A 12,414-nucleotide genomic window follows, 5' to 3' on the forward strand; every position below is an offset into this window, starting at 1 on the left:
TCGCCCGCGTGCTTCCGATGGACCGACCGCCCCTCTACGCCCCCCGCTCACTGACGCGACTGGCCCTGTGGCTCGCGGCGGGCAACCTCGTCATCGCCGCGGCGATCGTGACGGCCACCTGGCTGGCCTTGCAGGCCGGGCGCGAGTCCGACCTCACCCGCGCCCGCGAGACCACCGAGAACCTGGCCGCCAGCCTCAGCATCGAGATCGGTGCCGAGCTCAAGCAGGTCGACAACGCGCTGTCCACGCTCGCGCTGCAGTTCCGGCGCACCACCGGCGATCCGGAAGTGGTCCGGCGCGCGGTGGAACGGGCGCTGGCCGACCAGCGCAGCCTGCTGCCGCAGGTCGACGCGATCCGGATCACCGACGCGCGGGGTCAGGTCGTGTACGGACTGGCGGGCGAGGAAGGCGCGCTCAACGTCGGGGACCGCGACTACTTCCAGCGCGCCCGGGACCTCGACGGCGACGCGGTCGTCATCTCCGAACCGTTGTTCGGCCGCGTGCAGCACAAGTGGGGCATCGCCGTCTCCCGCCGGCTGGAGCGCGAGGACGGCAGCTTCGCCGGCGTGGTCTACACGACGTTGTCGACGGAACACTTCATCGAGAGCTTCAAGGGCCTGACGATCGGGGCGGAGGGCGCGATCTCGCTGCGCACGCGCAGCCAGCGCCTGATCGCGCGCTACTCGGCCACCGAGCCGCATTCGATCCGGGGCGTCGGCGACGTGATCGTGTCCGAGGACCTGATGCGCAAGATCGCCGCCAACCCGCAGCAGGGCTGGTACATGACGCGGACGAAGCTCGACAACATCGAGCGCATCACCTGCTACCGCCAGGTGCGCGGTTATCCGCTGACGATCTTCACCGGCGCGAGCACCGCGGAGTTCCTGGCCGCCTGGCGCGGCGAGGTCGTGCAGCAGGCGGCGCTGGCCGGGGTGGTCATCCTGACGGTGCTGGGCTGCTCGGTGCTGGTCTTCCTGCAGCAGCGCCGCGACCGCCGCGCGGCGATCGGGCTGCAGCAGCTCGCGCTGGAGCAGGCGCTGATGCTGGACAACGACATGGTCGGCATGATGCGGCTGCGCGACCGCACGGTGGTCTGGAAGAACCGCGCGCTGGCCTCGCTGTTCGGCTACGCGCCGGGCGAGCTGAACGGCCAGACGACCCGGCCGCTCTACCTCGACGACGACAGTTTCCGCGAGGTCGGCGATGCGGCCTATCCGGCGATCGCCGCGGGCCGCCGCTACCGCCGGCAGTTGCGGATGCGGCGCAAGGACGGCACGCCGGTGTGGATCGATCTGAGCGGCGCGTCGGTGTCCGAGCGGGAGTCGCTCTGGATGATGATCGACATCTCCGCGCTCAAGGAGAGCGAGGCCACCGCGCAGCACCTGGCAGTGCACGACGCGCTGACCGGGCTGCCCAACCGCGTGCGTTTCACCGAGCGGCTGGCGGGCGCGATGACGCTGCTGGGCGAGCGCGTGGGCCTGGTGGCGGTGTGCTGGGTGGACCTGGACGGCTTCAAGGACCTGAACGACCAGTTCGGCCACGAGGCCGGCGACGTGGTGCTGCGCGTGGTGGGACAGCGGCTGCTGGCGGGCGTGCGCAGCCATGACCTGGTCGCACGGATGGGGGGCGACGAGTTCGCCATCCTGCTCACCGCGCTGCGCGCCGAGCACGAGGCCGAGCCGGCGTTGCGCCGCATGCTGGAGTCGGTGGCCGAGCCCATCCGGCTGCCCGACGGCGACCACGGGTCGATCACGGCCAGCATCGGCATCGCGTTTGCCCCTCACCACGGCCGCCAGGCGGAGTCGCTGATGCGGCTCGCCGAAACGGCGATGACGACGGCCAAGCGCGCGGGCAAGCGCCGCTTCGTGTCGGCCAGCAGCCTGCCGGGGAACGCCATGAACGCCACGAATTCACCGTCGACCTCGGTCGGCCCCGATGCCCCCACCCCGGTGGATGCGATCGACACGCCCTCCGGGCCCGCGCCGGAGCCAGGGACGGAGAACGCCAGTAACCCGAAGGACAGGCGCGCCGCACCGTCGTCGCCGCGTCCGCACGACCCTGGTCCGCCGGCCGTCCCGGATCATTCATTCGACGAATCGGTCGCCGGGGAGGAAGATCCCGGGGCCACGCTCGACGGCGAGGACAGCAGCCGCGTGCCGCCGTCGCGCAAGCCGGGTTGAACCTGGTTGAGCCGGGAGATCGTCATGTCCGAGGAAACCTCCAGTCCGCACAACAGCGAACGCCATCGCGTCAACGTGCAGGACGATTACGAGCTGCGGTATTGGGGTGAGCGCTTCGGCGTGTCGCCCGAGTTGCTGCGGCATGCGGTCGATGCGGTCGGGACCAGCGCCCGCTCCGTCGAGGAGTGGCTGCAGGCGCACCGCTGATCGCCGCCGTGCGAATCCCGATGACGGAATCGCCGCTGGGAACAGCGATTGCCAACTCCTCAGCTTGCCGATCCCGGCCAGCCAGGAGTCCCCAGCATGGATCTCGACACGGATCGTTCGGACGCGCACCTCGCGTCTTCCCTGTCTCCACCGGACAACCCCCCGTGCGACGCTGAGCCTTGCGCGATCTCGCGCCGCGGCCTGCTGATCGCCGGCGCGGGCGCGTCCGCCGCGGTGGCCGCCGGCGCGCCGCTGGAGGCCGCCGCGCAAGCCCCCTCGCCTGCCGGTCCCAAGCCCCAGGAGAACCTCGTGGCCACCTCCCGCGTGACGCTCAGCGTCAACGGCCAGCCGCACACGCTGGTCGTCGACAACCGCACTTCGCTGCTGGACCTGCTGCGCGAGCATCTGCAGCTCACCGGCACCAAGAAGGGCTGCGACCACGGCCAGTGCGGCGCCTGCACCATCCACCTCGACGGCCGGCGCGTCAACGCCTGCCTGACGCTGGCGGTGATGCACGAGGGCGCGAAGGTCGTGACCATCGAGGGCCTCGGCACCCCCGAGAAGATGCACGCGATGCAGACGGCCTTCGTGCGGCACGACGGCTACCAGTGCGGCTACTGCACGCCGGGGCAGATCTGTTCGGCGGTCGCGGTGCTCGACGAGATCAAGGCCGGCGTGCCCAGTCACGTCACGCCCGACCTCAACGTCCGCCCGCTCCTGTCCATCGACGAGCTGCGCGAGCGCATGAGCGGCAACCTCTGTCGCTGCGGGGCCTACTCCAACATCATCGACGCGATGGCCGAGGTGGCCGGCGTCCCCCTGCCGGGCGCCGGCGAACGGAGGCCCGCATGAAGCCCTTCACCTTCGAGCGCGCGGCCTCTCCCGCCGCCGCCGTGGCCGCCGCCGCGAAGCAGCCCGGCGCGCGATTCATCGCCGGCGGGACCAATCTCCTCGACCTGATGAAGCTGCAGGTCGAGACCCCCACCCACCTGATCGACGTGAACGGCCTCGGCCTCGACCGCATCGAGGCCGGCGCCGATGGCGGTTTGCGCATCGGCGCGCTGGTGCGCAACACCGACCTCGCCGCCGACGCCCGCGTGCGGCGCGACTACGGGGTGCTGTCGCGGGCCTTGCTCGCCGGGGCGTCCGGCCAGTTGCGCAATCGCGCGACGACCGCCGGCAACCTGCTGCAGCGCACGCGCTGTCCTTACTTCTACGACACCGACCAGCCTTGCAACAAGCGCAAGCCCGGCAGCGGCTGCTCGGCCATCGGCGGCATGAGCCGGCCACTCGCGGTGATCGGCGTCAGCGAGGCCTGCATCGCCTCGCATCCCAGCGACATGGCGGTGGCGATGCGCCTGCTGGATGCGACCGTCGAGACGATGCGCCCCGACGGCCAGTCGCGGCGCATCCCGATCGCGGACTTCCACCGGCTGCCCGGCAACACCCCGCACATCGAGACCACGCTCGAGGCCGGGGAACTGATCACCGCGGTGACACTGCCTAAGCCGGTGGGTGGCACGCACCTGTATCACAAGGTCCGAGACCGGGCGTCGTATGCGTTTGCCTTGGTCTCGGTGGGCGCGATCGTCCAGCGCGACGGCAGTGCACGCTTTGCCGTCGGCGGCATCGCGCCGAAGCCGTGGCGCGCCGAAGCCGCCGAGCGAGCCGTGCGCCAAGGCGCGCCCGCGGCCGCGCACGCGCTGCTGACCGGCGCGACGCCGACCGCAGAGAACGCCTTCAAGCTGCCGCTGGTGGAGCGCACGCTCGCCGCGGTGCTGGCGCAAGCGAAGGTCACCGGGAGGACCGCATGAAGTTCGACACCCCCGCCACCACGAATCCGATCGACCAGCTGCGCGTCGTCGGCAAGCCGACCGATCGCATCGACGGACCGCGCAAGACCACCGGCACCGCGCCCTACGCGTACGAGCGCCATGACGTGGCCAAGAACGTCGCCTACGGCGTCGTCGTCGGCGCCGGCATCGCCAAGGGCCGCATCTCGACCCTGGACGTCCAGGCAGCGGAAGCCGCGCCCGGCGTGCTGGCCATCGTCACCGCGTACAACGCGGGCAAGCTGGGCAAGGGCACCATGAACACGGCCAAGCTGCTCGGCGGGCCGGAGATCGAGCACTACCACCAGGCGATCGCCGTGGTGGTCGCGGAGAGCTTCGAGCAGGCGCGCGCGGGCGCGGCGCTGATCCGCGTCGCGTACGCGCCCGAGACTGGCGCCTTCAGCCTGGCCAAGGCCAAGGACCAGGCCAAGCCTCCGAAGGAAGCGGACGGTCCCGGCGGCACGCCGCCGGAGACGAAGGTCGGCGACTTCGACACCGCCTTCGCGCAGGCCGCGGTGAAGGTCGACCAGACCTACACGACGCCGGACCAGTCGCACGCGATGATGGAGCCGCACGCGACGCTGGCCGTCTGGGAAGGCGACAAGCTCACCGTCTGGACCGCCAACCAGATGATCGACTGGGGCCGCGGCGACCTGGCGAAGACGCTGGGGCTGGGCCGCGACAAGGTGCGGCTGATCTCGCCCTTCATCGGCGGCGGTTTCGGCGGCAAGTTGTTCCTGCGCGCGGACGTGCTGATGGCCGCGCTGGGCGCGAAGGCCAGCGGCCGGCCGGTGAAGGTCGCGCTGCAGCGGCCGCTGATGATGAACAACACGACGCACCGGCCCGCGACCCTCCAGCGCCTGCGCATCGGCGCGGGGCGGGACGGGAAGATCACGGCGATCGGGCATGAGAGCTGGTCGGGCGACCTGCCCGGCGGCGGGCCGGAGACGGCTGTCGCGCAGACGCGGCTGCTCTACGCGGGCGCGAACCGGATGACCGCGATGAAGCTCGCTGTGCTGGACCTGCCCGAGGGCAACGCGATGCGCGCGCCCGGCGAGGCGCCGGGGCTGATGGCGCTCGAGATCGCGATGGACGAGCTCGCCGAGAAGCTCGGCATGGACCCGGTCCAGTTCCGCATCACCAACGACACGCAGGTCGATCCGGAGAAGCCGGAGCGGCCGTACTCGCAGCGGCGATTGACCGAATGCCTGCGCACCGGCGCGGAGCGTTTCGGATGGAGCAGGCGCACTGCACCGGGGCAGCGACGTGAGGGACCTGGCGGACGCTGGCTGATCGGCCTGGGCGTCGCGGCGGCCTTCCGCAACAACATCGTGATGAAGTCCGCCGCCCGCGTGCGGCTGGACCGCCGCGGCATCGTCACCGTCGAGACCGACATGACCGACATCGGCACCGGCACCTACACCGTCCTCGCGCAGACGGCGGCGGAGATGATGGGCGTCGGTCTCGAGCAGGTCGTCGTGCGGCTGGGCGATTCGGCGCTGCCGGTGTCGGCAGGCTCGGGCGGTCAATGGGGCGCCAACAGCTCGGCGTCGGGCGTCTACGCGGCCTGCGTCGCGCTGCGCGAGGTGATCGCGAAGAAGGCGGGTATCGACGCCAAGGACGCCGTCTTCGCCGACGGCCAGGTGCACGGCGGCGGCCGCAGCGTCCCGCTGGGCGAAGTCGCCGGCAACGAGGGCCTCGCGGCCGAGGAAAAGATCGAGTTCGGCGACCTCGACAAGAAGTACCAGCAGTCGACCTTCGGCGGCCATTTCGTCGAGGTGGCGGTCGACGCCTTCACCGGCGAGGTCCGCGTGCGGCGCATGCTGGCCGTGTGTGCGGCGGGGCGCATCCTCAACCCGAAGGCGGCGCGCAGCCAGGTCATCGGCGCGATGACGATGGGCGTCGGCGCAGCGTTGATGGAGGCGCTGCACGTCGACGAGCGGCGCGGCTTCTTCGTCAATCACGACCTCGCGGGTTACGAGGTGCCGGCGCATGCCGACATCCCGCACCAGGAGGTCGTGTTCCTCGACGAGACCGATCCGCTGTCGTCGCCGATGAAGGCCAAAGGTGTCGGCGAGCTGGGCATCTGCGGCGTCGCCGCCGCGGTCGCCAACGCGATCTACAACGCCACCGGGGTGCGGGTGCGGGACTATCCGGTCACGCTCGACAAGCTGCTCAAGGACTTGCCGAAGGTGGCTTGACGTAGGAGATCCCTGTCGCTTGTCGCAGTTGCTCAAGCCCCAGGGCCTTGAACATTTCCCGCGTCAGACTGGGCATTCGTTTCGGGTTGAGCGTGAGCCAGGACGTGTCTTGGCGGCGCTCGATATCGCGATGAATCGCCCGGCCCTTCGTATCCATGCCTTCATAGCCATTGAGCAATCCGATCAGGACCGTACGCCTCTCTCGGGGCAGGGCCTCACACAAGTTCAGTGCGCGCCTGCCGCCAGCGCTGTGGTGATCGACATCAATGTCGATCATGCTCGCGCGAAACAGCATCGGCAGCGCCCGCTCCAACAGCAAGGGGCTTCCGCGGAGTTCCGAATACAGCGCCTCGGCAGAGCTGGTGCGTGCGGCCAGGGAACCGTTGCACTCGCTGCCGGGATCGTCGGCATTGAGGGCTTGAAGAAACCGACATCCCCACTCGTCGATCCGACGGCGGACCAGTTCGAAGGTCGGCACGGCACCGCCGGGAGACGTCATCGCCGCAGGCACCGAGGTCGATCTGCAGTCGTCGTCGTGCGTCAGCGGATCTCGGAGATCGAGCGCGACGGCAGGGAGAAGGAAAGCCTCGCAGAGCGCCTTGCCGGCGATGCTGTCCGCAGGCAGCGCCGAACGCTCGTCCACCAGTTTGATCGCACTGAGCGTCTCGTTGCAAAGCGGGGCCGAGGCCGCCGGAGACTGCTGATCACGATCCAGTTCCTCGCTGTAATCGCTGTCGTAAATGACCTCGACGTCAAATTGGATCTCGCCTGATTGCCAATACATGGATGTCATCCTTCTTGCGTTGTAGAAGGGGGCTTCAGTGCCGCAGTTCACAGGGCGGTTCGCCGATGCCATCCAGCGGACAAGTGCTCAGGGGTCCTACATGAAGGGCGTGCGCGGAAATCCGCATCCTGCACGGAACAGATTCCCGAGGTTCCGGCAGAGGTCGTCTTTCAGCCGCCTCGGCATGCCGAACGCGAGTGGCTCGACGATGCCCAGCGCGGCCTGCTGCAACCGCGCCGGCCTCGCCCGTTCGGGAGGCCGTGCCGGCATGGCGTGTGGCCGCATGCGGCCTTGAATGAAGTCCTGCGCCAGCTCGGCGTAATTCGGTACCAGGGCGCGCAGCTCCGCCTCCAACTGCTCCAGGCGTTGCTGCCTCGGGGACTTCCGGGGCCGATATTCCGGCAACGGCTGGCCCGGTTCCGGACTGATTCCCAGGCCCTCCAACATGACCCGCGTCCCGTGCGTCAACTTGTGGGGCTGCGCCTCCATCCGGTGGACCTCCGAAGCGCCGAGCAGCCGGCTCAGGCGTTGCTTCACCTCCGGGGCCAGCGACGCGGCCGCCTTGCAGGCCGCGACGGTGGGGCGGTCCTTCACGTCTTCGCGGTCCTCGTGATTGACCGCATACCCGTCCAGGATCAGCGCGGCGATCCAGTCCGCCCGGCGGTCGGGCCGCAGGGCCGCCAGATCCGCCGCGGCCTTGGCGCCGTGCTGCGGGTCCATCAGCGCGGCTTTCAACAGCCCGCCGAGCGCGCAACATTCCAGCAGCCGTTTCGACTGAGGTGTCGGCCCTTCCTCGTTGAACAGTGCCTTCAACTCGTCCGAATGGGCTTGCCACCCCGACCGCTCGGGAGACGCGCCGGTGTCATCGACGTCGACGGGCCGCGTCGACGGGCGCGATGAGGATGGAGAGACGATGTCTGCAAAACAGTGTGCCGCGCAGCTTGGTGTGAATCCGAACATGCCGTTGACTCCGTGGAAGGAGACGAATCAGTCGTTCACGGAGCCCCGCAGGTTCATGCATGCGAACACGCTCGTCGGTCCCCACCAGTTGTCCGGTGCCGAGCCCTAGACGGCTTCACGCGTCGGATTCATCGCCTCGGCGAGCACCGCGGCCAGCTCATCCACGTCATAGGGCTTGGGGACCAGGGGCACGTTCGGCGCCTCTTCGATGCGCACGGGGTGGCCGCTGGCCAGCACCACCGGCAGCGTCGGCTTGAGGACCTTCAAGGTCCGCACCAGATCCACGCCGCTGCGCGCGCCCGGCATCACGATGTCGGTCAGCACCACGTCCGCCGCCAGACCGCCGCGCAGCTGGTCCAGCGCGTGATCGGCGGTCGGCGCGGTCTTCACGGTGAAGCCGCGGTCCTCCAGCGCCTGGGCGGTCAGTTCGCGCACCGAGGGCTCGTCCTCCACCAGCAGCACGGTGCCGGCGAAGCGCCGCTGCGTGCCGGCCAGTTCCGAGCTGGGCGGCAAGACCTGACCCTCCTCCTCCGTCCTGCCGTGCGAACGCGGCAGCCACAGCGTGACCTCCGTGCCCAGGCCGATCTTGCTGACGATGCCGGCGGTGCCGCCCGCCGATCGCGCCAGCGCGTACACCTGCGCCAGGCCCAGACCCGTGCCCTGCCCCACCGGCTTGGTGGTGAAGAACGGCTCGAACGCGCGTTCCATCTGCTCCTGCGACATGCCGTCGCCGGTGTCGCGCACCGCGATCGCGACGTAGTCGCCCGGCAGCAGCTCCGGCGCGAGGCCCACCGGATCGCCCTCCGCGAGCACGCGCATGCGGGCGGAGACGGTGAGCCGGCCCCGCCCGTGCATCGCGTCGCGCGCGTTCAGCGCGAGGTTGAGCACCGCCAGCTCGAGCTGGATCGGGTCCGTGCGCACGGGCCACAGGTCCTCGTCGATGTGGAGCTCGACCTCGACCGCGCTCCCCACCGCGCCGCCGGCCAGCGCCAGCAACTCGGGCAGCCGGCGGCGCAGGTCGATGACCGCCTCGTGCCCCACCTGCGGCCGTCCGAAGGCCAGCAACTGCCGCGTCAGCTGCGCCGCCTTGCCCGTGGCGCGCTGGCAGGCGTCCAGCGCCGTGTCGGCGCGCGGGTCGGTGCTGAGCCGGCGCGCCAGCTGCAGCCCCGTCGTCATCGTCTGCAGCAGGTTGTTGAAGTCGTGCGCGATGCCGCCGGTCAGCCGGCCCAGCGCCTCCAGCTTCTGGCTGCGCAGCGCTGCCTGCTGCGCGCGGCGCGTCTGCTCGACCGCTGCGGTTATCTCCTCGCGCAGGCGCTGCTCGTTGCCCGCGCGTTCGCGGCTGGCGGTGGCCAGCGCGTGCTGGACGACGTCGATCTCGTCGACGCCGCCGGAGACCTCGACGATCGTCGCGCCGCCGCCCATGCGGATCGCGTCCTTGCGCAGACGCCGCAGCGGGTCGGCGATCGCGCGGCTCATGCGCCGCGCCAGCACCAGCGCGAGCACGATGAAGGCCAGCGACAGCGACAGCATCATCGCGAAGGCGGTCCAGGCGCCCTTGGCGAGCTCCGACTGGCTCAGCCCGATCAGCACCACCCAGCCCGAGTCGGGCGCGCGGCTGAAGACGGTGAAGACCGGCTCGCCGTCCAGCGTGCGCGCGTCGACGACACCCCGGTCGCCGCGGCTGAGCGCGGCCAGCATGTTCGCGCTGGCCCGCTGGCCGACGCGTTTCTCCGGATCGCGGGTGCGCGCGACGACGACGGCGTTGCGGTCCAGCACGACACCCAGCCAGCCCTCGGGCAGCGGCTGCTGGCGGAAGATCTGCTGCATCTCGCTGACGGGGCTGCCGTAGCCGAGGTACATCGGCTGGCCCAGGACCGTCACCGGCACGCGGACGGCGAAGCTGGGCCTGCGGTCCACCGGCCCGACATAGAGGTTGGAGACCAGCAGCCGCCGCGAGGCGTCGATGCCGTCCGTGAACCCGCCGGCCGCGGGCAAGGGCTGACCCCAGGCGATGCGGGTGTTGATCAGCTGACGGCCGCCGGTGGTCGTCAGCACGATGGTGTTGGGCGAGCCGGCGACCAGCCGGGCGGCTTCGCCGTGGAACTGCTCGAGCCGTCCCTCGGCCAGGCTGGGCGAGACGCTGAGCGCCTGCAACAGCGCCGTGCGCACGGCCATCTCGCGGTCGGCGACCAGGCTCAGCGCCTCGGCGGTCTCGGTGGCGGCGGAGACGGCCGCGCGACGTTCGGTATGGAAGACGGCCATGCCGGCGATCACCGACAACAGCAGCGGCGGCAGCACGATCAGCCACACCATGGCGCGCAACCTGCGGCTGACGGACCCGGCGCGCGGCGCGGAAGAGAAAGGGGTCCGGAGGGGCATGGTGGGCGGATTCTAGAGGGCACTCCCGTTCGGCATCGCCGATCGCCCGCCCTGCCTTCGAGGGGGTGCTCGACGGGGTTCCCGGCGCGCCGCCGGCCCGGTGCGCCGCTTGCCCGATGTCCGCATGGAGCCCATCCGATGAAACTGCTGGTGATCGAGGACGAGGACAAGCACGGCGACTACCTGCGCAGCGGTCTGACGCAGGAGGGATTCGTCGTCGACCTGGTGCGCGACGGGGTCGACGGCCTGCATCAGGCGAGCGAGGGCGCGTACGACCTCGTGCTGCTGGACGGCGTGCTGCCGGGCATCGACGGCCTGGCCGTGCTGGCGGCGCTGCGCCAGCAGGACCACACGCACGCGTTGCCGGTGCTGATGATGACGGCGCACGCCGAGGTCGAGGACCGCGTGCGCGGCCTGCAGGCCGGGGCCGACGACTATCTGTGCAAGCCCTTCGCATTCTCTGAGCTCGTCGCCCGCATCCAGGCGCTGCTGCGTCGCGCGACCCGCGTCCCGCCGGCCGAGGCCACCGTGCTGAAACTGGCCGACCTGGAGGTCGACCTGCTGCGGCGCAAGGTCCACCGCGCGGGACAGCGGCTGGACCTCACCCCGAAGGAATTCAGCCTGCTGACGCTGCTGCTGCGGCGCCAGGGTCAGGTCATGTCCCGGACCGAGCTCGCCGAGCAGGTCTGGGACATGAACTTCGACAGCGAGACCAACGTCGTCGAAGTCGCCGTGCGGCGGCTGCGCGGCAAGCTCGACAAGCCTTTCGACGCCGTGCTGCTGCACACCGTGCGCGGCATGGGTTACGTGCTGGAGAGCCGCGGGGCGTGAGCGGCACTGGCAGCGCTGCGGCGGCGCCAGACCGCCAGCAGACCCACGCCCGCCATCAGCATCGCCCAGGTCGAGGGTTCCGGCACCGGCGCGGCGAGCTGCTCGAAGGCCAGCTGCTGCATCACCCGCACCTGCGCCTCGGAGATGCCCAGCTGCGCCGCCGCGGTCTCGCCCGTGCCCAGGCTGCGGGGATCGAGGCCGGTGATCTTGCCGAAGATGGTCAGCGCCTCCAGGTAGCTGCCGTACATGCTGGCGTGGTAGTTGTCGCTGGCCCACAGCTTGACCTTGCCCGCGTCGATGCCGTCGTAAGGGTTGGTGTCCGCGAAGCCCTGGGACATCGCGCGGTTCCACGCCAGTCCGACGGGGATCACGCCGTCGATCTTGTCGGACGCCTGGTCCGCCTGCAGATAGCCGGTGTAGACGTCCTCCGCCATCTTGTAGATCGACTGGCCGTACCAGGCGCCGCTGGGCGGATAGGTCTGGTCCGCGCGCGACCAGGTCGCCATGAGGTTGATCTTCACGTTGGCGTTCTGCGCGTGCAGCGCGTCGGCCAGCAGGCCCGAGTACTGGATCAGCTTGGCCGGATTGCCGGGCTGGGACGCGTCCAGCGTGCTGTAGCTCTGCAGCACGACGCGGTCCCACGGCTTGTTGATCAGGCCCATCTTGGTGTTGTAGTGCAGGTCCAGGCCGCTGCCGCCGACGGTCTCCAGGCTGACGTCGTAGCTGAGGCCTGCCTGCGCGGTGAAGGCCTTGAACAGCGCCGGGATGCCGCCGATGCCGGTGCCGTTGAGGTCCGTCACGGAGCCGGGATTGAACTGCATCACCGACGAGCCCTGCGCGTAGGTGAAGCTGTTGCCGACGAACAGGATGCTCTCGGCCTGCGCCGCGCCGAAGGACAGCGCGAGCACGAGGCCCGCCAGCGGGCGGGCCGTGCGAAGGGTCCCTGGGAACCGGGTGGTGGATCGAATCATTTGTCTTCCTCGGTTGTCGTGGTGGATGCGCGCGATGCCAATGTCCATCGGCCCGTGCGCTTCTCCGTT

At 70.2% G+C, this 12,414-nt stretch carries 10 protein-coding genes; 6 read left to right on the plus strand and 4 right to left on the minus strand.

Annotation, left to right across the window (positions count from 1 at the left end; genetic code table 11):
* The first annotated feature begins 17 nt into the window (after positions 1–17).
* The 5 genes from AC07OZ_RS04245 (at position 18) to paoC (ending at position 6,420) form a co-directional block, all read left to right on the plus strand.
* Positions 18–2,180 carry a sensor domain-containing diguanylate cyclase gene (locus AC07OZ_RS04245; RefSeq protein ID WP_495465905.1) on the plus strand — a complete coding sequence of 721 codons (2,163 nt, stop codon included), beginning with the start codon at positions 18–20 and terminating at the stop codon, positions 2,178–2,180.
* A gap of 24 nt (positions 2,181–2,204) precedes the next feature.
* Entirely contained in the window at positions 2,205–2,387 is a 183-nt protein-coding gene (locus AC07OZ_RS04250) for a DUF3606 domain-containing protein (RefSeq protein ID WP_067272360.1), read from the plus strand.
* Between the two features lie 96 nt (positions 2,388–2,483).
* Positions 2,484–3,239 (plus strand): aldehyde dehydrogenase iron-sulfur subunit PaoA, encoded by a 756-nt coding sequence (gene paoA, locus AC07OZ_RS04255; RefSeq protein WP_495465906.1) that lies wholly within the window; start codon positions 2,484–2,486, stop codon positions 3,237–3,239.
* Positions 3,236–4,201, plus strand: a complete 966-nt coding sequence (locus tag AC07OZ_RS04260) for an FAD binding domain-containing protein (RefSeq protein WP_495465907.1) — start codon at positions 3,236–3,238, stop codon at positions 4,199–4,201. Before paoA ends, AC07OZ_RS04260 begins: the two co-directional genes overlap by 4 nt.
* Positions 4,198–6,420, plus strand: a complete 2,223-nt coding sequence (paoC, locus tag AC07OZ_RS04265; protein WP_495465908.1) for an aldehyde oxidoreductase molybdenum-binding subunit PaoC — start codon at positions 4,198–4,200, stop codon at positions 6,418–6,420. The genes AC07OZ_RS04260 and paoC overlap by 4 nt, the downstream gene beginning before the upstream one ends.
* Here paoC and AC07OZ_RS04270 read toward each other — a convergent pair.
* The 3 genes from AC07OZ_RS04270 to AC07OZ_RS04280 all read right to left on the minus strand — a co-directional run bounded on the left by AC07OZ_RS04270 (position 6,395) and on the right by AC07OZ_RS04280 (position 10,477).
* Complete coding sequence (locus AC07OZ_RS04270) at positions 6,395–7,204, minus strand: hypothetical protein (protein ID WP_495465909.1); 810 nt, start codon at positions 7,202–7,204, stop codon at positions 6,395–6,397. The two genes, paoC and AC07OZ_RS04270, sit on opposite strands and share 26 nt — an antisense overlap.
* Positions 7,205–7,300: 96 nt before the next feature.
* Positions 7,301–8,164: a hypothetical protein gene (locus tag AC07OZ_RS04275; RefSeq protein ID WP_495465910.1), complete on the minus strand. Its 864-nt coding sequence runs from the start codon at positions 8,162–8,164 to the stop codon at positions 7,301–7,303.
* 105 nt (positions 8,165–8,269) lie between these two features.
* Positions 8,270–10,477, minus strand: a complete 2,208-nt coding sequence (locus tag AC07OZ_RS04280; RefSeq protein ID WP_495465911.1) for an ATP-binding protein — start codon at positions 10,475–10,477, stop codon at positions 8,270–8,272.
* A 204-nt stretch (positions 10,478–10,681) separates the two neighbouring features.
* On the opposite strand from AC07OZ_RS04280, the gene AC07OZ_RS04285 reads away from it, so the two are divergent.
* Complete coding sequence (locus AC07OZ_RS04285) at positions 10,682–11,374, plus strand: heavy metal response regulator transcription factor (RefSeq protein WP_495465912.1); 693 nt, start codon at positions 10,682–10,684, stop codon at positions 11,372–11,374.
* Here the strand turns inward: AC07OZ_RS04285 and AC07OZ_RS04290 are convergent.
* Positions 11,347–12,345, minus strand: a complete 999-nt coding sequence (locus tag AC07OZ_RS04290; protein ID WP_495465913.1) for a PEP-CTERM sorting domain-containing protein — start codon at positions 12,343–12,345, stop codon at positions 11,347–11,349. The genes AC07OZ_RS04285 and AC07OZ_RS04290 overlap by 28 nt on opposite strands.
* Between the last annotated feature and the right edge of the window lie 69 nt (positions 12,346–12,414).

It is taken from the genome of Roseateles sp. GW821-FHT09G03, assembly GCF_059416045.1.

Bases quoted from the DNA above. Each gene is read 5' to 3' on its own strand.
- AC07OZ_RS04285 (WP_495465912.1), top strand. From the start codon at position 10,682: ATGAAACTGCTGGTGATCGAGGACGAGGACAAGCACGGCGACTACCTG.
- paoC (WP_495465908.1), top strand. From the start codon at position 4,198: ATGAAGTTCGACACCCCCGCCACCACGAATCCGATCGACCAGCTGCGC.
- AC07OZ_RS04260 (WP_495465907.1), top strand. From the start codon at position 3,236: ATGAAGCCCTTCACCTTCGAGCGCGCGGCCTCTCCCGCCGCCGCCGTG.
- AC07OZ_RS04280 (WP_495465911.1), bottom strand. From the start codon at position 10,477: ATGGTGTGGCTGATCGTGCTGCCGCCGCTGCTGTTGTCGGTGATCGCC.
- AC07OZ_RS04270 (WP_495465909.1), bottom strand. From the start codon at position 7,204: ATGTATTGGCAATCAGGCGAGATCCAATTTGACGTCGAGGTCATTTAC.
- AC07OZ_RS04290 (WP_495465913.1), bottom strand. From the start codon at position 12,345: ATGATTCGATCCACCACCCGGTTCCCAGGGACCCTTCGCACGGCCCGC.
- AC07OZ_RS04275 (WP_495465910.1), bottom strand. From the start codon at position 8,164: ATGTTCGGATTCACACCAAGCTGCGCGGCACACTGTTTTGCAGACATC.
- AC07OZ_RS04245 (WP_495465905.1), top strand. From the start codon at position 18: ATGGACCGACCGCCCCTCTACGCCCCCCGCTCACTGACGCGACTGGCC.
- paoA (WP_495465906.1), top strand. From the start codon at position 2,484: ATGGATCTCGACACGGATCGTTCGGACGCGCACCTCGCGTCTTCCCTG.
- AC07OZ_RS04250 (WP_067272360.1), top strand. From the start codon at position 2,205: ATGTCCGAGGAAACCTCCAGTCCGCACAACAGCGAACGCCATCGCGTC.